This is a genomic window from Rhodococcus sp. KBW08, assembly GCF_003852455.1.
Taxonomy (GTDB): Bacteria; Actinomycetota; Actinomycetes; order Mycobacteriales; family Mycobacteriaceae; genus Rhodococcus_F; species Rhodococcus_F baikonurensis.
Window position 1 is genome coordinate 355,888 of record NZ_QAJJ01000009.1, and the last position, 18,170, is coordinate 374,057.

Here is an 18,170-nt window from a genome sequence, read left to right on the forward strand (position 1 = left end):
ACAAACACGGACACCGATGTTTGGCCGCTCAGCGGATTACTCGCCGACGTTTTTCGACTTGACTGATTCACGACACGACAACTGCCCACTCCTGAGTCTGCCGAAGGATCGTCATGGACGCCGTTACCAATGTCCCCCACCCCGCCAACGAACCGGTGAACAATTACGCACCGGGAAGCCCGGAACGATCACGCCTACGTACGAAACTGACCGAACTGGCCGAAACACCGACCGACATCAGGCAGGTCATCGGGGGTTTCCACCGAACTGCGGAAGGCAAGCGGGAGAACGTCGTTCAACCACACCGTCACAGTTCAGTCATCGGATCGTATGCGGGCGCAACGCACTCGGACGTTCGTGATGCCATCGACGCCGCAACCCTCGCCGCCCCCGCCTGGCGCGACCTCTCGTTCGACGACCGCGCTGCGGTCTTCCTCCGCGCCGCCGATCTTCTCTCCGGCCCGTGGCGCGAAACTATCGCCGCTGCAACAATGCTCGGCCAGTCGAAGACCGCATATCAGGCCGAGATCGACGCCCCCTGCGAACTCGTCGACTTCTGGCGTTTCAACGTAGCGTTCGCTCGCCAGATACTCGCCGACCAACCCGTTTCCGCTCCGGGAGTGTGGAATCGCGTCGAATATCGACCACTCGAAGGCTTCGTCTACGCGATCACGCCCTTCAATTTCACCGCCATCGCCGGAAATCTACCCACCGCACCGGCCCTGATGGGCAACACCGTGATCTGGAAGCCGTCACCGACGCAGGCCGTCGCGGCGTACCTGACGATGCAACTACTCGAAGCCGCCGGTCTTCCGCCCGGGGTGATCAATCTTGTTCTCGGCGACGGCCCCACGGTGTCCGAGGTCGCGCTGGCCGACCCCCGCCTGGCGGGCATCCACTTCACCGGATCGACCGCAACGTTCCAGCGCTTGTGGCGTGAAGTCGGAGCCAACATCTCGAACTACCGGACGTACCCACGTCTTGTCGGCGAAACCGGCGGCAAAGACTTCGTACTCGCACACAGTTCCGCAGACCCGGACGTACTCACGACGGCATTGATTCGCGGGGCCTTCGACTACCAGGGACAGAAGTGTTCGGCCGCATCACGCGCGTTCATCCCGAAGTCGGTGTGGGCCAAGATGGGCGACACGTTCATCGACACTGTGTCGTCGCTGAAGTACGGAGACGTCACCGACCTGCAGAACTTCGGCGGCGCCGTCATCGACCAGCGTTCGTTCGACCGAAACGCCGCCGCGATCGTCCGCGCCAAGTCGACCAGCAGCCTCACCATCGCAGCAGGCGGCGACTACGACGACCGCGAAGGATTCTTCATCTCGCCGACGGTCCTGCTCGGTGACGACCCCAGTGACGAGGCCTTCAGCACCGAGTACTTCGGCCCTATACTCTCCCTGCACGTCTACGACGACTCCGCACCGAATGCCTACGCCGACATCCTCGCTCGCGTCGACAGCGGATCCGCTTACGCCCTGACCGGTGCCGTGATCGCCACCGACCGTGCGGCCGTCGATCAAGCTCACCACGGTCTGCGGTTCGCCGCCGGAAACTTCTACGTCAACGACAAACCGACGGGCGCGGTTGTCGGGCAACAGCCCTTCGGGGGCGCGCGGGCTTCGGGCACCAACGACAAGGCCGGTTCACCGCAGAACCTGCTCCGTTGGACGTCGACGCGTACCGTCAAGGAGACCTTCGTTCCTCCCACCGATCATCGTTACCCACACCAGGACGTCGATCCAGCCGAGAGCGAGAACCGTTGATGAGTACCGTCTCTCTGAGCAACCCGTTGCGGCCGGTACTGCTGGCGGCGGCACGCTCGTCGCGGCTGGAGAAGACAGTCTCCGGGATGTCCTTGACCCGCAAGCTGGTAGACAGGTTCGTCGCCGGGGACGCGGAACCCGCAGCGGTCTCGGCCGTACGCGACATCCTGACCAGTGGCCGGTTCGCGACGGTCGACTACCTCGGCGAGGACACTACCGATCCAGCTCAGGCAACAGCTACCGTCGATGCCTATCTCTCCCTTCTCCGCTCGTACGCAACGCTTTCCGAAGCGGCGGGGACGCACCGCTCCCTCGAGGTTTCGCTCAAGCTCTCGGCGTTAGGGCAGGCACTTCCCGGTGACGGCGAGAAGATCGCCCTGGCGAATGCACACCGAATCGTCACAGCGGCAAACGAAGTGGGCGCATGGGTCACCGTCGACGCGGAGGATCACACCACCACCGACTCGACACTGTCCATCGTCGAGGAGTTGCGCCGTGACTTCCCGACGCTCGGCACGGTCCTGCAGGCGTATCTACACCGCACCGAGGCCGACTGCCGGCACTTCTCCGGACCAGGTTCACGAATCCGGCTGTGCAAGGGCGCATACCAGGAACCGGCCGGCGTCGCGTTCCAAAAGCCCGCCGAAGTCGATGCGTCGTACCTGCGTTGCCTGAAGGTCTTGATGGAAGGCGACGGATACCCGATGGTCGCCTCCCACGATCCCACGATGATCGACGCCGCCCTCGAACTCGCCTCACTGACCGAGCGGACAACCGAGAGCTTCGAATTCCAGATGCTCTACGGCATCCGCGACGGCGAACAACGCAGATTGGTAGCCGAAGGCAATCACCTGCGGGTCTACGTTCCCTACGGCAGCCAGTGGTACGGCTACTTCATGCGTCGCCTCGCGGAACGACCGGCCAACCTCATGTTCTTCATGCGCTCACTCGCCTCCAACAACTAGGCGCCGGAAACTGTTGGCAGCGGAGGCAATTCGAGGTTCTCACGGAAGGTACCTCCGACGTAGTCGGATCCCACGATTGCGCGCTTGCGCAGTTCCGGCAGCAGTCCGTTCGTGACGAAATCGCGTGTACGCGGATCCGCAAGGTCACCGAGCGTGATGACGTCGAGGACACCTGCGTCGTATCGTTCCTCGATTGCGTCCGCGAGCTGTTCCGGGGTGCCTGCCGCTGCCCAGTGGCCCGTATCCTTGGACGCGATGATCAACTCACGCAACGTCTTTCCCTGTGACGCGAGCTTGCCGAAGATCTCGACCCGGCCCCGTCGTCGATTCACCGACGACGGGTCCGGTAACAACGACTCCGGGATCGGCCGGTCGAGCGGCAATTCCGAGAAATCCACTTCACCGCCGAACATGTCGGCAAGCCTGGTGCGTCCGGCGTCGAAGTCCGTTGATTCCTCGGCCTCTCTGACCAATCGTTCGACTTCGGCTTCGGTGGCGCCGTACGTTGCGTGGAACGAGCTGAATATCAGTGGTAGTTCGTCTCCGCGCCCCAACTCTGCCGCCCGGGCGCGGATCGTCTTCGTGTAGGTGACCGCGTCCTCGAAGGTTGCGAGAGAGGTGAATACGACCTCCGCGAAGCGAGCGCCCAGTTCGATACCTCCGGCAGACTGGCCTGCCTGGAATTGGACCGGGCGACGCTGCGGCAGAGAGGGTATGTTCAACGGTCCCTGCACGGTGAAGTACTTACCTCGGTGCTCGATGGGGACCACCCTCGACGGATCGAGCACCGCAGAGCCCTCTCCTTGAATCAAGGCGCCGGGCTTCCAGCTGTCGAAGAGCGCGTTGACGACTTCGAGCGATTCGGCCGCTCGGGCGTAGCGCTCCTCCGGGCTCGGCAGGTCCAGGTCGCTGTAGTTCTCTTCTCCGAGTGAGGAAGTGACGGCATTCCATGCGGCTCGACCATTGCTGACGTGGTCCAGGGTGCCGAACAACCGTGCGAGGTTGAACGGGTGATGAAACGTCGTCGTGACTGTCGCGATGAGCCCCACATGAGTGGTGACCGCACTCAGCGCAGCAAGGAAGATCAACGGCTCCTGCGCGCCGATCGCACCCTGCGCACCGAAGCTCAGGAGATCGGCGGCAAACAGTCCGTCGATCTTGTTCGCCTCGGCCGTCTTTGCGACTTCGATCGCGGACGCGACCGTCGAAGTCGACGGGTCGATCGCGGCGTCGTAGATGCTCACCGCCCCGCTGACACCGGTCACCGTCTTGAGCGGACGCCTACGATCGGCCACCGACCGTCCTCCTAGCTTCGCGAAATCTGTTCCGAATTCACAACGCTAGACCGATCCTGGCTCCCGACAAGGTATTCGCTCAGCCTGGTTCTATCCCTGCGAACACCGCTTGGTCACGCCCCGGATTTACGGGCACGATAGGCGGCGACGTGCGCCCTGTTCCCACAGTTTCCGGTGTCGCAGTATCGCTTCGACCGATTGCGCGACAAGTCCACGAATACCGCTTCGCAGTCGGGAGCCTCGCACCATCGCAACCTCGAGAATTCGTCGGTTCGGATCAGATCGAGCACACCCATTGCCGCTTCTGCAGCCATCCGGTCCACGAGGGGCGAATCGTCAGCGGTGACGTGCAGATGCCAGCCGAGATCATCGTGCCTGGTGAGCCGCGGCCTCGCACCCGATTCGAGAAGCAGTGAGTTCACCACCTCGACGGCGTCGTCCACTCCCGTGACTTCCCAGAACTTTCGCAGTCGTGGACGCAGTGCACGAACCGACGCCAATTCCTCCAGAGTGCCGTCCCGCCGGCCGGTCCAACGATCGGCGTCGAGGAACCTGGTCAGTTCCTCTGAATCCGGCAACAGTTCCTCGCCACCGCGAGCCGTGTTGACCAACGACGCGGCGAAGACGAGCGCCGATTCCGTGTCACCAGCAAAATGCACTTTGACTCCTGAGCCTTGTCAACCTAATGTCAGCATCATAATCGCTTTTACTCCTGACAGGTGCCCCGTGAACTCTCGCAACGGTTTGATCTTCGCTCTGCTGTCCGCGGCAACGTTCGGCGTCTCGGGCCCGTTCGCGAAATCTCTCATCGAATCAGGGTGGTCCCCCGGCGGCGCGGTGTTCGCGCGCGTGGCCGGCGGCGCACTGGTGATGATGGTGATCGCGGTAGCCACCCAATGGCCTCGCCTACGACAGGTCGGCGCCCACACGCGAACCGTACTGCTGTACGGAGTGTTCGCGATTTCCGGCGTTCAACTGTGCTTCTTCAATGCTGTGCAACATCTTTCGGTCGGAGTCGCATTACTCCTCGAGTACCTTGCACCGATCATCGTCATCGGATGGGTGTGGATCACCAAAGGCGCGCGGCCGAGCGTGCAGACACTTCTCGGTGCGGCGGTTGCCTTGATCGGCGCCGCAGTGGTGATCGACGTCTTCGGATCGGCAGAGATCAGTGCCGTCGGAGTTGCGTGGGGACTGGCCGCAGCGGCATGCCTTGCAGTCTATTTCGTCATTTCCGAACGTGCGGACGGCGATCTCCAGCCTGTTGTGCTCGCGGCTTCGGGGCTCACGGTCAGCGCACTGGTCATCGGCGCACTCGGGCTCGTCGGCATCCTCCCCCTCGAGTTCTCGGCCTCGAACGCAGTCGTGGCAGAACACTCGGTGAGCGTGTGGCTGCCCGTGGCGGTCCTGGTCCTGGTCAGCACTGTCATCGCCTACCTCACCGGCATCGCCGCGATCACGCTGCTGGGACCGACCATAGGATCTCTGGTAGCACTGACCGAAGTGCTGTGCGCGGTCGTCGCCGCGTGGATCCTGGTCAGGGAATCCGTCACCACACTCCAAGCCGTGGGTGGCGCAGCAATCATCGCGGGGTTGGTCCTCGCCCGGCTCGGCCAGAGTGCACCGAAACAGATACCGGCCGACCCGATGACAAATGTCATGGCAGAAGAATGACGGACGGACGAGGGCTCATGTCCTCGAAGCGAGCAGATTCTATGTATGACCTCAGCACAGGCACGGCATTCACCACAGGCACCGCACACACTCACTGAAGGATCGGCACACGACGCCGTCCGGTTGACCGGACTTCGCAAGAGTTTCGGAACCGTCCTCGCCGTCAAGGGCATCGACCTGAGCATCCGCCCCGGCGAGATCGTCGCGTTTCTCGCCCCGAACGGCGCAGGCAAGACGACAACCATCGACATGATCCTCGGACTGTCCCGACCGACGTCGGGCGACGTGAGTGTCTTCGGAATGTCACCCCGATCGGCGATCGCCCGCGGACTCGTGTCTGCAGTCATGCAGACCGGCGGGCTGCTCAAAGAACTGACGGTGGCCGAGACCGTGCAGCTGACCGCCAGCCTGTACGCCCAATCCCGTCCGGTCGACGAAGTGCTGGGGCGAGCCGGAATCCTCGACATCTCCGATCGCCTCGTCAGCAAATGCTCAGGCGGACAACAACAGCGCCTGCGGTTTGCGATGGCGTTGCTGTCGAACCCCCAATTGCTCATTCTCGACGAGCCGACCACCGGTATGGACGTCGAAGGGCGTCGGGACTTTTGGTCCGCCATCCGCGCCGACGCAGATCACGGTCGCACTGTGCTTTTTGCGACGCACTACCTCGAAGAGGCCGATGTCTACGCCGACCGCATCATCCTGGTCCGGCAGGGCACAGTCGTCGCCGACGGAACCACCGCCGAGGTCAAGGCGATGGCGTCCGGGCGCACCCTGCGCGCACGAGTCCCCGGTATCACCGACGAACTGCTCCGAGCCATACCGAACTCGGACGCCGTCGAGGTGCGTGGTGAGTCATTGCTCGTGCACTCGGGCGACACCGATGCCGTTGCACGGTTCCTGCTGACCAACACGCAGGCTCGCGATCTCGAAATCGTCTCGCGTGGCCTCGAAGACGCATTCATCGCACTCACGTCGAACAACTCCGAAGGACAGAAGTGATGACCACTGCAATCGAAGCGAACACCTACGGAGCCGAGCGAACCGTCGTACCACTGGGCGGATTCAACACGACCTTGTTGCGACTGGAATTTCGTCGTCTGACCCGCAATCGGCGCACGATGATCTTCACACTCGTCATGCCGGTCGTCTTCTTCCTCGTCTTCGGGCTCGGTCAAGGCGACGACGACCACGGGATCGGGCACGGCAATGTCGCCGCGTACATCATGATCAGCATGGCCCTGTACGGCGCGATGCTGGCCACTACGAGTGGCGGAGCGATGGTCTCGATCGAACGAGCGTCGGGATGGAGCCGGCAACTGCGCCTGACTCCACTGACGCCGGTCGCCTACATCGCCGTCAAACTGATCATGGCGATGCTGCTCGGTCTCGTCTCGATCCTTGTCGTCTACGCCGTCGGCGCGTTCACGTCTGCGCAGATGGACGGATCGCTCTGGTTCACAACAGCATTGATCGCCTGGCTGGGGTCGCCGATCTTCGCGGCCTTCGGCCTGTTCATGGGGTATCTGCTCCCCAGTGAGAACGTCATGCAGTTGCTCGGCCCTGGACTGGCCTTGCTCGCCTTCGGCGGCGGACTCTTCGTACCTCTCACCGACGGTTCCGTGTGGGCGACCATCGCACAGTTCACGCCGATGTTCGGCATCAATGCCCTCGCCCACGCACCGTTGACCGGCAATAGCATTCACTGGACCTGGATCGTCAATATCCTGGTGTGGTTCGCCATCTTCGCCGGCGGAGCGATCTGGCGGTTCCAACGAGATACGGAGCGTGTGTAGTTGTCGCAAACGACTGACCGAAACGATTCCGTCGCGCTACCGCGGCGGAATCGTTTCGGTGTTCTCTTCGCGGCGGTCTGGATGGTATTTCTCGGCGGACCGCTGATCGAGGGATGGAATCTGCGCGACGAAGTGCGCGGCTGGACAGGGATTCTCGCGACGATCACCTTCAGTGCGCTCTACCTGTACACGTTCGCCACAACTCAACAGCGGCGCCGAATGACAATGACTCGGCCGAAAATTCGCGAAGCTGCACTGGCTCTGGCCGCTCTGACCGTGTTGGCCGCCGTGATGATCGTCAGCGTCGGGCCGACGGGTTTGGCAGCCGCACCGTATCTCGCGGTGACAGCGGTGACGCTGCTACCGACCGTCGCGGGCGGCATTCTCGCCTTGGTGTTTGCAGCCTCCGTGGAGATAGTCAGCCTCTCGTCTGGGTGGGGTAATTACTCCGGGCTCTCCCTCGGAGTCTGCGCGGCCGCATTCGCGACCTGGGGCATCATGTCCCTGATCAGCCGCAACTTCGCCATGCTCCATGAACGCGAAGAGCAGGAGCAGCGGGCAATCATGGAAGAGCGAACGAGGATGGCGCGCGATCTGCACGACATCCTCGGGCACTCGCTGACCGTCATCACGATCAAAGCCGAACTGGCCAACCGCCTACTGGACGTCGATATAGAACGTGCGCGCAGCGAACTCGACGATCTCGAAAGACTCTCTCGAGACGCGCTTGCGGACGTGCGCTCGGCCGTCGAAGGATTTCGTGGAATTTCACTTCCCGTCGAGATAGCCCGTGCGCGAGAGGCATTGCGTGCGGCAGGTATCGAGGACGACGTGCCGAGCAGTACCGACATGGTCCCCACTCGCCTCCGAGAACTCTTCGCATGGACGATCCGTGAGGGTGTCACCAACGTGGTTCGGCACAGCGGAGCAACACACTGTCGGATCACGGTCGACGAAAGAAGCGCATCTGTCGTCGACGACGGACGAGGGGCCGGGTCGACGTCTTCCGGCAACGGTCTGATCGGATTGCGTGAGCGGGCCGGCGCGTCGGGCGCACGAGTGATCATCACTCATCCCGAACCGCAAGGGTTTGCACTTCAGGTCGTCGAACAGGAGAAAGTGTGAGCAACCAGGGCGATCGAGCAACCATACGGCTGCTCTTGGCGGACGACCAGGCGCTCGTGCGAGGAGCTTTGGCCGCGCTACTCGATCTGGAATCCGATCTGTCCGTGGTGGCCGAGGTCGGCCGCGGCGACGAGGTTGTGGCCGCTGTTCTCGAACACCGCCCGGATGTCGCGCTTCTGGACGTCGAGATGCCCGGCATGGACGGAATCGCCGCGACGGCGGCCCTTCGCGAGGCAGCACCCGAGACCCGGGTTCTGATCGTCACCACGTTCGGACGTCCCGGATTTCTTCGCAAAGCCCTGCACGCCGGGGCCGGCGGGTTCGTCGTCAAGGACACACCCGCCAGGCAGCTTGCCGACGCGGTCAGGCGTGTTCATGCCGGACTGCGCGTCGTCGATCCCACCCTTGCGGCTGACAGCCTCGTCAGCGGCGAGTCGCCCCTGACGGAGCGTGAGACCCAAGTACTGCGCGCTGCTCACGACGGCGCACCCGTGGCGGCCATCGCAGGGGCGCTGTTCTTGTCCGCAGGGACAGTTCGAAATCACCTGTCGTCCGCAATGGGTAAGACGGGTGCCACGACCCGCGCCGAAGCCGTGAGAATTGCCGAGTCGAACGGCTGGCTCTGATCCGCGATGCCGGAATCCGCTCCGCCGGCAAATAGTCCGCCCTTCGATTCTTGACGACGAATTGTCCAGATCACTCAAAGTAGGGACCTTCTACCCTAGGGATTTTCCCTGCAAACGGCCCCCTTCGTGGGAATCCAAAACAGCTAATCGTTCGATAACTGGCTATGATGCAGTTAATTGAATCGACGGAGCCTGTGCGTAACGGGGGAAGGGACGTCTCATGTCGAACCAGTTCAACGATCGCTTGAACTCGCTGTTCGAGACTGCCGACTTTCACGTCACCAACGCGATGGTCGTTCGCGGCATGACCGAGTTCGGTTGCCGCATCTCGACGCCGTACCTGTCGCAACTACGCACCGGCGTCCGAACCAACCCGTCACCCGAAGTGGTCGCTGCCCTCGCCCACTTCTTCAACGTCCATCCGGACTACTTCTACGCCCCGTCCGACCACACTCCACCGACCATCTCCGGTGGCGAGGCAGACCTCTCACTTCTCGAACAGCTGCACAACGTGCGCCTGCGAAACCTCACTGCTCGGGTCGTCGATCTCTCACCGTCTTCGCAGGATCTGCTTGTGGAAATGGCGGAGAATCTACGTTCCTCCGAGAATCTTCCGCGCGTACCACCGGACTCGAATTCCTACATGTCACGCGCGTAGCGCCCTTCGCCGACTCTCCTTGACTGCGCAGGGAGGGTTGGCCTTATGCTGATCGATGCAGCTGGTTCGCCCGGCACGGTCATGAGGAGCCCCGAAGACCGTTCCCGGCGTCGAAGCCCCGTCAGCGCAAGCTGACGGAGTGAGAGGGAACCCGGTGAAAATCCGGGACTGTCCCGCAGCGGTAAGCAGGAACGACCGCCGTTCATGTGCACTGGGCATCCGCCTGGGAAGCGACGGCCAGTAGGTTCGATCCAACTCGATCGAGTGCCCGCGAGTCCGAAGACCTGCCGACTGTGTCGGGCACGCCGTGCCCGACGGTCCACCGCCTCGTGGAATGGGCGTGTAGATCTCCATCGGACCTCGTGCGTGGTTCGGGCAGTGCTGCCCGCCGCAGCTCGGGGTCTTGTGAGGTGTACCCGTCTGCCGGCAGTGGCCATCAGTGCATTGGCAATCTGGAGAAACTCCGTGACAACGACATTCACTTCGACCGTGCTGGGCTCACCGCGCATCGGTCCTCATCGAGAACTCAAGCGGGCAACCGAAAGCTACTGGGCGGGGCGCATCGACGCCGACGCCTTGCAGAGCGTCGCCCGTGACCTCCGTCGGCAGGGCTTGGCCGACCTCCGTGACCTGGGCCTCGACTCGATCCCGGTCAACACCTTCTCCTTCTACGATCAAATGCTCGACACCGCAGTTCTTCTCGGCGCACTTCCCGATCGCGTCGCATCGGTCGCCGATCCGTTGGACCGCTACTTTGCAGCTGCCCGTGGGACGGACACCATCGCGCCGCTCGAAATGACGAAGTGGTTCGACACCAATTACCACTACCTGGTGCCGGAGATCTCGCCGTCCACCACGTTCGCACTCGACCCGTCCAAGGTCTTGTCCGAACTCGCAGAAGCACTTTCCGACGGCATTGCAGCCCGCCCGGTCGTCATCGGACCGGTCACCTTCCTGTTGCTTTCGAAGCCTGTCGGCACTGACGAGCCTCTGCTCTCGCGGCTTGACGAACTGCTCCCCCTCTACGCGGATCTACTCGGTCGGCTCGCGAAGGCCGGCGCGGAGTGGATTCAACTCGACGAACCGGCTCTCGTAGGTGATCGCACCGACGAGGAAATCGAAGCGGCACGCGCTGCGTACGAACAGCTTTCGGCACTGACCGAGCGGCCGTCGATCCTGTTGGCGTCGTACTTCGGCTCGCTGCGTGACGCGCTGCCCGCACTCGCGTCCACCGGTGTCGAAGGATTTGCCGTCGATCTCGTGGCCGGTCAGGATTCGATCGGCTCCGTCCCCGAACTCGCCCGCAAACTGGTCGTCGCCGGTGTGGTCGACGGACGAAACATCTGGCGGTCGGATCTGGATTCGGCACTGAGCACGTTGGGTGCTCTGTTGGGCAGCGTGGATACTCTTGCCGTCTCCACATCGTGCTCCCTGCTGCACGTTCCGTACTCTCTCGACGCAGAAGCCGATGTCGACAAGGCCCTGCGCTCGTGGCTCGCGTTCGGCACCGAGAAGGTCAAGGAAGTGGTCACTCTCGCAACCGCTCTCACGCAGGGACGAGAGTCGGTGGAGGACGAGTTCGCGCTGGCACGAGCTGCCGCGTCGACCCGCAAGGACGATCGCAGACTCAATGACGCGAGCATTCGAGGCCGGCTGGACGCCGTACTGAGCTCGGCGACCGGTCGCGCGCCCGCCGCCGAGCGCCGCGCTGCCCAGGACGAGTTGCTGTCTCTGCCACCGCTGCCCACGACGACTATCGGCTCGTACCCACAAACGTCGAAGATCCGTATCGCTCGCGCGGCGCTGCGCAAGGGCGAGATCGACGAAGCCGAGTACGTCGACCGCATGCGCGCCGAGATCGCCGAAGTTGTTGCACTCCAGGAAAAATTGGACCTCGATGTACTCGTTCACGGCGAACCGGAACGCAACGACATGGTGCAGTACTTCGCGGAGCAGTTGGACGGGTTCTTCGCCACCGCCAACGGATGGGTCCAGTCGTACGGTACCCGCTGCGTGCGTCCGCCGATTCTGTACGGCGACGTCTCACGTCCGAAACAGATGACCGTCGACTGGATCACGTACGCACAGTCGCTGACAGACAAGCCGGTCAAGGGCATGCTCACCGGGCCCGTCACCATTCTGGCCTGGTCGTTCGTCCGCGACGACCAACCGCTCGCCGACTCGGCAAATCAAGTCGCACTGGCCATTCGAGACGAGACGGTCGATCTGCAGGCCGCCGGTATCGGAATCATTCAGGTCGACGAACCGGCACTGCGTGAGCTACTTCCACTGCGTGCTGCGGAGCAGCCCGCCTACCTGGACTGGTCGGTCGGCGCCTTCCGGCTGGCCACCTCGGGCGTCGCGGATTCCACCGCCATCCACACCCACCTGTGCTACTCCGAGTTCGGAGCGGTGATCGGTGCCATCGCCGGTCTCGACGCGGACGTCACGTCCATCGAGGCTGCGCGATCACACATGGAGGTGCTCGACGATCTCAGTTCGGTCGGGTTCGACCTCGGCGTCGGTCCGGGTGTCTACGACATCCACTCGCCACGCGTGCCGAGCGTCGACGAGATCGCGGAGTCGCTACGCGAAGCACTCAAAGCTGTTCCGGTCGAACGATTGTGGGTCAATCCGGACTGCGGATTGAAGACACGGGGGCCGATCGAGGTCGAAGCGTCGCTGCGTAACCTCGTCGAAGCCGCGAAGGTGGTACGAGCGGAGCTTTAGGGGCAAGCCCCTGTGCGCCTTTCTGGTGGTGGCACTATCGGAAAGGCACACAGGGGGTCATGCCGTATGGCCGATCGGTCTCGAAGCATCGAAACGTAGGCTTCCGGATCTCTCCCTTTCCTGCTACCTTGCCTTACTAGACAGTGACCTAAGGAGAGGCCTTACAACCGCGAAAGCGACGACCCAGGCCCGGGTTCACGTCGAAGGAGTTCACCCACGTGGACACGGTTTCGACCGATGTCCGCCATTCCACGGTCGAGTACGCCCCTGGCTTACACCTCGACATAGTCCGTCCGAAGGACCCACCGCAGCCGTTGCCTGCGATCGTGTGGATCCACGGCGGTGGATGGCGGCTACAAGACCGCACGGCCTGCCCAGACCTCGCGAAGCATTTCGCTGCCGAGGGATACGTGATGGTCAGCATCGACTACCGGTTGGCACCGGACATCGTTCACCCCGGTCAATTGCTCGACGTTCGGCGCGCAGTGCGCTGGCTGCGAAGCAATGCCGCCGAACATCGCGTGGATCCGGATCGAATTGGACTCTGGGGATCGTCGGCAGGAGGGCACCTCGCGGCGCTTGCCGGCATCCATTCCTCGACCCTTCGGCTGGACCACGAAGAGGCCTCATCCGTCAGCTCAGCAGTCCAGGCCGTCGTCGACGGTTACGGCCCAGCAGATCTTCCTGCCCTGGTGAATCTTTCGTCGCCGATCTCCGAAGCCGAACAAGTATCGCCCGAGGCATCACTGTTGGGTGGACCGATTCGAGACAACCTCGCCGCCGCACGCGACGCGAGTCCGGCACTCGTAGCCAAGGGCGGCACGCCCCCGTTCCTGGTCATGCACGGGATCGAGGACACGATGGTTCCACACCACCAAAGCGTCAGCCTGTACGACTCGCTCGCCGCCTACGGAAACGACGTGATCCTTTATCTCGTGGACGGTTTCGGCCACGGCTTCTTCAACCCTGGCAACGTGCTGGAGCTGGGTCCTGGGCTCAGTCTCGATCAGGGGCACCTCGAGCGTGATCCGTCCGCGTCCGCAACAGTCCGAGCCTCCACCGACCGCGGGAGACGGTTCGTCGAACGCCACCCATGCGCGTCGTTCGCGACTATCGAAGCCTTTTTCTCTCGAACGCTGAAAGCAGGTGCGTCCCTCTCATGACCACATTCGACATTCCGAGTTTGGACGAGGTCCACTCCACCGTTCCCGAATCGGATTCTCTACCAGGGCGTTGCGTGCCTTACCACCTGTCCGCCGGTGAAGGCGAGCGATACCAACTAGGCGGTCAACTCCTCACAGTCATCGCCCGCCCGCAAGATACCGGTGGACAGTTCGGCGCCGCCTACGTCTACGGCGGCGCAGGTGTCGAGACGCCGTTCGTCCAGCACTCCGACGAATTCCGTTTCCTGTACGTCACCGACGGTCGACTCCAAGTCTGGCTTCCGGGCGAAACCAACATCCTCGTAGCGGGAGACGCCGTGTCGATCCCACCCGGCACGCCGTACGCGTACCGCATGCTCGCGCATCGCACGCGATTCCTGAGTTGGCTCACTGTCGGTGACGGACACAGTTGGGGCGCAGAATCGGGCACCGCCACGCAGTCGCACGTCTTCGACATCAGCGCTGACCAGAATGTTTCAGACGCGCGTCAGTCCGAACTTGCAGCGCAGTACGGAATTCGAGTTCTCGACCTGGAGAAGAAGGATCTTCCCTCGTCGTCGGGATCGATTTTGCCTCAGTCCAATTCGGCCTACGTCCTGCGAGCCGGCGAAGGTGACCGATGGGCGAGCATGGACCAACTCAACACTTATCTCGCACGCTCCCGAAACACGGATTCGACGTACTTCGCGATGCACACCAGCGGCGGCAAGAGTCCATACATTCCGTTGCATTTCCACCGTCAGCACACCGAGAACTTCTTCTGCCTCGAGGGCCGGATTCTGTTGCACGCGAACGGTAAGGAAATCCTTCTGACCAAAGGCGACTTCCTTCACGCACCTGCAGGCACCGTGCACAGTTTCTCGTTCGCCGGCCACAGCACCCAGATGCTCGGACTGCTGACCACCGGTGTGTTCGAGAAGTTCTTCGAATACATGAACCGCCCGACCGAGGCTCACATCCACGTCGAAGGAGGCGACATGACCTTCCCTGGTGAAGGATTCGGGCGCGCTCGTGCCGAACTGGACCTGGAGGTCGTCGGGCCGCCCCCAACTCCCGGCGGATGAAGCGATGTGCGCTCACCTCCGATGACCATTCCCTGAACTAAGAGAGCGTGCCTGCCGAACGAGAGCTGAGAAAGTCGCCGACGGTGGTCACCGGCGCTCTGAGCATCCCCGCGCAAGCATCGATGAGGAAGTAGGCCAACCCGGTCCAGTTGGGCTCGATGGTGTCCTGCTCGAGGCGTGCCTCGTATTCGGCGCAGACGTCGGTGACCATTCGTCCCATGATCCAAGATCGACCGACGAGCACGGGCGCAGGAATATCCGAGAGGAGACCCATCGCCCGCTGAAACACTTCGTCGACCAGCGGATCCGACAGCATGGCAATGAGTTCGATGCCCGACGGCGCCGCCTTCAGTTGTTGTACGAGCCGTGCACGCCAGCTCGGACGAGGCAAGGACGCCAGTTGGTCGGTCCACGGGAGTATGAGGCAGCCCAACAGATCTCGGAGATCCGGGTCTTCGCCGAGTAGATCGGCGAGTTCACGGCGTCGGCGACGGGTGTCGTCGGTATGACGCTCGATCAACGCCCGAATGAGCTCGTCACGTCCGCCGAAGTGATAGGTCACAGCGGAGTGATTGGCACTACCAGTGCGCTCGGCGATGTGCCGGTTGGAGACTGCATCAACCCCTTCCCTGGCAAAGAGCTCCTCAGCTGCGTCCAGCAAGGCTTTCTTCACCCGGTCACCATGTTGTCCCATGCCTACTCCTCGTCGACTTCGTCTGCCGGGGTCGTTCGATACGCCTTCTCACCGATAGGGCAGACATCACTACCCTGCCTGTTTGAATTTTAAGACATGCGGCGTAACTTTATTTAAGACAGGACGCGTAATTCTGTTGGACGACGTGGGCGTGTCCCATCGACCCAACCGTGGATCCGCCCTGCCTGTCGCGACTGGATCGAGCAACACCTGCCCAGAGTTCGAGGAGTTCCACAATGCCCACCACTGCTTCTCCCGATGCCGAAAGTCCGCCAGAGGGGAACGCCGTGGCCGAAGCCGCCGCTCGCGCCCGAAAGGAGCAGATCGGCCGGTACATGGCGATGATCTTGCTGCCCTTCTTGATGGTCGGAATGATGATCACCGGCTACTTGGTTGCGATGCACGCACCTGCCCCGAACAACATGCCTGTCGCAGTTGCCGGACAGACACAGCAGGCCGAACAATTTGCGGCAGCACTCGAAGCGTCCGATCCGTCGGCCGTGGACGTCCGGATCGTCGCCACTGACGAGGAGGCCCGCCAACTCCTCCTCGACCGCGAGGTGTCCGGCGTCGTATCGCTGCACGCTACGGACCCCAACGCGACGGTGTACACCGCAAGTGCGGCCGGAGCTGCTCAGGTTTCCACGGTCACCGGACTGCTCGCTCCCCAGGTCCTTGCGCAAGGCGGCGATCTGACCGTCGAAGATCTCGCACCACTGCCGGCCCACGACCCTGCGGGCTTGGCCGCGATGTTCATGGCCACCGCTCTGATGCTTGCCGGTTACATGCCCCTGAGTATTACGCTGTCCAACTCGCCCGAGCTGTTGCGATTCCGCCGAGTCGTACCACTTCTCGCCGGATGGTCAGCGCTGATCGCAGCACTGGTGTGGTTGGTCGCGGGTCCGATCCTCGGCGCGGTCGAGGGGCATACAGCAGCAATCCTCGGGATCTCGTGGCTCGCCGTATTCGCTGTCGGTTCCGTGCAGTTGCTCCTCACCCGGATATTCGGCCCGTTGGCAGTGCTGGTCGGCATGTTGTTCGTGATGGTGCTCGGCGTCCCGGCATCCAACATGGGCATGTCGGTGTTCACGATGCCGTCGATCTACGCAACGTTGCACAGCTTCCTGCCTACCGCAGCCGCCGGCGAGGCCCTGCGCTCGGTGCTCTACTTCGGCGGCGACGGACTCGGCTCCCATCTGCTGGTCCTGGCCCTCGGCGCAGCGATTGCACTACTCGCAACACTGGGCGTCGACGCGCTGAAACGACGCCGCAATCCCGAGGCTGGTACTCCCGAGATCTCGATGGCATCGCTGACCGCACGGCCGCGACCCGCCAGCAACAAGGTTCGCTACGCCACCTTGGCGTTCTTCCCCTTCGCCATGGTCACGCTCATGCTTTCGGTCATGCTCGGTTCGATGTACCAGCCTGCTCCCCGGGACATGCCGGTCTCGGTGGTCGCGGCCACCACGGAACAGGCAGAACAAGCTGTCGCCGGCCTCGAACAGAACTTGGGCGGACTGTTCGATCTGCAGGCAGTCGGATCAGTGGACGAAGCCCGCAGCCTCGTTCAGGACCGCACAGTCACCGCCGCCTACGTCCTACCTTCGGCAGAGTCGCCCACCGCGACACTGATCACCAGTCAAGCCGCCGGAACGAGCCAACAGCAAGCAGTGCAATCGGTCTTCAAACAGGTTTCTGCCGGCCAGCACGTACAAATGACGACAGAAGATCTCGCACCGCTCGCCGACTCGGATTCCAGCGGCACGGTCAGCATGTACTTGGCGATGGGCTGGATCATGTCCGGCTTCATGATCATCGTCGTCGGCAGCAGCGCAGCGCCGGCAGTGATGAAATTGCGGACGCTTGTTCCCGTTCTCGCAGGATGGTCGGTGTTCATGTCGGCCGTGATCTGGCTGATCGCCGGTCCCCTCGTCGGCACGATCGACGGTCACTTCTGGCAGCTTTTCGGCACCGGCATCATCGCGATCTTCAGTACCGCGTTGTTCACCACCGTGCTGGTTCGACTACTCGGACTCCTCGCAGTCATCCCGGCCGTCGGAGTTCTCATGTTTCTCGGAATACCGGCTTCGGGTGCCGCGATGTCGATCTACATGGAACCCGGGATCTTCCGCGTCCTACACGACGTACTGCCGATGCCCGCAGCTGTGGAGTCCGTCCGATCGATCCTGTACTTCGGTGCGGACACGGTCGGTAGTCAGCTGATGACCTTCGGAATCTGGGGAGCCATCTCCCTGCTGTGCGTGTTGCTCATCGACAAAGCTCGCGCCGACAAGGCTCGCCCCGCAGAGGCAACGGAACGTCCGTCGGATTCCGAATTCGCCACGGCGTGAGAGCCAGAACTCCCTGAAGGACAGGGATTCACGACTGATAGCGCGAGCAAGAACGCTGCGACTGTCGGGGATCTGGACTGCGCGCTCCGACCAGGTCCTCGACAGGAGCGAGAAACAAAAGATCGGACCACCAGCGAATGCCGCGGAACAAATGCTGCAACGATCGCAGGCAGCCGAGCCGTCGAAGTGGCCTTCGGTGACTTCGCCTGGATGTGAGGGCGGGTAATGGGTGTTACCGGAATATCTACTCCTCG

At 62.6% G+C, this 18,170-nt stretch carries 15 protein-coding genes and 1 riboswitch; of the genes, 12 read left to right on the forward strand and 3 right to left on the reverse strand.

Annotated features, from left to right (window positions below; all coding sequences use genetic code 11):
* The first annotated feature begins 113 nt into the window (after positions 1–113).
* Positions 114–1,775, forward strand: a complete 1,662-nt coding sequence (gene pruA, locus DBV08_RS12505; RefSeq protein ID WP_124567616.1) for an L-glutamate gamma-semialdehyde dehydrogenase — start codon at positions 114–116, stop codon at positions 1,773–1,775.
* Entirely contained in the window at positions 1,775–2,740 is a 966-nt protein-coding gene (locus DBV08_RS12510; protein ID WP_124567617.1) for a proline dehydrogenase family protein, read from the forward strand. Before pruA ends, DBV08_RS12510 begins: the two co-directional genes overlap by 1 nt.
* On the opposite strand, the gene DBV08_RS12515 is transcribed toward DBV08_RS12510, so the two are convergent.
* Positions 2,737–4,035, reverse strand: a complete 1,299-nt coding sequence (locus DBV08_RS12515) for an NtaA/DmoA family FMN-dependent monooxygenase (RefSeq protein ID WP_124567618.1) — start codon at positions 4,033–4,035, stop codon at positions 2,737–2,739. The genes DBV08_RS12510 and DBV08_RS12515 overlap by 4 nt on opposite strands.
* A gap of 113 nt (positions 4,036–4,148) precedes the next feature.
* Positions 4,149–4,694, reverse strand: a complete 546-nt coding sequence (locus DBV08_RS12520) for a CGNR zinc finger domain-containing protein (protein WP_095968771.1) — start codon at positions 4,692–4,694, stop codon at positions 4,149–4,151.
* A 67-nt stretch (positions 4,695–4,761) separates the two neighbouring features.
* On the opposite strand from DBV08_RS12520, the gene DBV08_RS12525 reads away from it, so the two are divergent.
* From DBV08_RS12525 to DBV08_RS12565, 9 genes are all read left to right on the forward strand, one after another.
* Positions 4,762–5,709 carry a DMT family transporter gene (locus DBV08_RS12525; protein WP_124567619.1) on the forward strand — a complete coding sequence of 316 codons (948 nt, stop codon included), beginning with the start codon at positions 4,762–4,764 and terminating at the stop codon, positions 5,707–5,709.
* A 45-nt stretch (positions 5,710–5,754) separates the two neighbouring features.
* Positions 5,755–6,711 (forward strand): ABC transporter ATP-binding protein, encoded by a 957-nt coding sequence (locus tag DBV08_RS12530; protein WP_124567620.1) that lies wholly within the window; start codon positions 5,755–5,757, stop codon positions 6,709–6,711.
* Positions 6,711–7,505: an ABC transporter permease gene (locus DBV08_RS12535; protein WP_124567621.1), complete on the forward strand. Its 795-nt coding sequence runs from the start codon at positions 6,711–6,713 to the stop codon at positions 7,503–7,505. The genes DBV08_RS12530 and DBV08_RS12535 overlap by 1 nt, the downstream gene beginning before the upstream one ends.
* Positions 7,506–8,630: a sensor histidine kinase gene (locus DBV08_RS12540; protein WP_124567622.1), complete on the forward strand. Its 1,125-nt coding sequence runs from the start codon at positions 7,506–7,508 to the stop codon at positions 8,628–8,630. It abuts the gene before it with no gap.
* Positions 8,627–9,256, forward strand: a complete 630-nt coding sequence (locus tag DBV08_RS12545; protein WP_095968766.1) for a response regulator transcription factor — start codon at positions 8,627–8,629, stop codon at positions 9,254–9,256. The genes DBV08_RS12540 and DBV08_RS12545 overlap by 4 nt, the downstream gene beginning before the upstream one ends.
* A 220-nt stretch (positions 9,257–9,476) precedes the next feature.
* Positions 9,477–9,914 (forward strand): helix-turn-helix domain-containing protein, encoded by a 438-nt coding sequence (locus tag DBV08_RS12550; RefSeq protein WP_124567623.1) that lies wholly within the window; start codon positions 9,477–9,479, stop codon positions 9,912–9,914.
* Positions 9,915–10,019: 105 nt separating this feature from the next.
* Positions 10,020–10,221, forward strand: a riboswitch (cobalamin riboswitch).
* A 158-nt stretch (positions 10,222–10,379) separates the two neighbouring features.
* On the forward strand, positions 10,380–12,644 hold the full coding sequence (metE, locus tag DBV08_RS12555; RefSeq protein ID WP_124567624.1) for a 5-methyltetrahydropteroyltriglutamate--homocysteine S-methyltransferase: 2,265 nt from the start codon (positions 10,380–10,382) through the stop codon (positions 12,642–12,644).
* A gap of 218 nt (positions 12,645–12,862) precedes the next feature.
* The gene (locus tag DBV08_RS12560) at positions 12,863–13,807 is read left to right on the forward strand and encodes an alpha/beta hydrolase (protein WP_124567625.1); all 945 of its coding nucleotides are present in this window, start codon (positions 12,863–12,865) and stop codon (positions 13,805–13,807) included.
* Positions 13,804–14,871 carry a quercetin 2,3-dioxygenase gene (locus DBV08_RS12565; protein ID WP_124567626.1) on the forward strand — a complete coding sequence of 356 codons (1,068 nt, stop codon included), beginning with the start codon at positions 13,804–13,806 and terminating at the stop codon, positions 14,869–14,871. The genes DBV08_RS12560 and DBV08_RS12565 overlap by 4 nt, the downstream gene beginning before the upstream one ends.
* Before the next feature lie 37 nt (positions 14,872–14,908).
* Here DBV08_RS12565 and DBV08_RS12570 read toward each other — a convergent pair whose 3' ends face one another.
* Positions 14,909–15,565: a TetR/AcrR family transcriptional regulator gene (locus DBV08_RS12570; protein WP_095968762.1), complete on the reverse strand. Its 657-nt coding sequence runs from the start codon at positions 15,563–15,565 to the stop codon at positions 14,909–14,911.
* Between the two features lie 236 nt (positions 15,566–15,801).
* Here DBV08_RS12570 and DBV08_RS12575 point away from each other — a divergent pair, with 236 nt between their 5' ends.
* Entirely contained in the window at positions 15,802–17,916 is a 2,115-nt protein-coding gene (locus DBV08_RS12575) for an ABC transporter permease (RefSeq protein WP_185564599.1), read from the forward strand.
* Positions 17,917–18,170: the final 254 nt, after the last annotated feature.

What these genes read in the sequence shown, in the direction of transcription:
- pruA (WP_124567616.1), top strand. Translation starts at nt 114, where the DNA reads ATGGACGCCGTTACCAATGTCCCCCACCCCGCCAACGAACCGGTGAAC.
- DBV08_RS12510 (WP_124567617.1), top strand. Translation starts at nt 1,775, where the DNA reads ATGAGTACCGTCTCTCTGAGCAACCCGTTGCGGCCGGTACTGCTGGCG.
- DBV08_RS12530 (WP_124567620.1), top strand. Translation starts at nt 5,755, where the DNA reads ATGACCTCAGCACAGGCACGGCATTCACCACAGGCACCGCACACACTC.
- DBV08_RS12535 (WP_124567621.1), top strand. Translation starts at nt 6,711, where the DNA reads ATGACCACTGCAATCGAAGCGAACACCTACGGAGCCGAGCGAACCGTC.
- DBV08_RS12550 (WP_124567623.1), top strand. Translation starts at nt 9,477, where the DNA reads ATGTCGAACCAGTTCAACGATCGCTTGAACTCGCTGTTCGAGACTGCC.
- DBV08_RS12565 (WP_124567626.1), top strand. Translation starts at nt 13,804, where the DNA reads ATGACCACATTCGACATTCCGAGTTTGGACGAGGTCCACTCCACCGTT.
- DBV08_RS12570 (WP_095968762.1), bottom strand. Translation starts at nt 15,565, where the DNA reads ATGGGACAACATGGTGACCGGGTGAAGAAAGCCTTGCTGGACGCAGCT.
- DBV08_RS12575 (WP_185564599.1), top strand. Translation starts at nt 15,802, where the DNA reads ATGCCCACCACTGCTTCTCCCGATGCCGAAAGTCCGCCAGAGGGGAAC.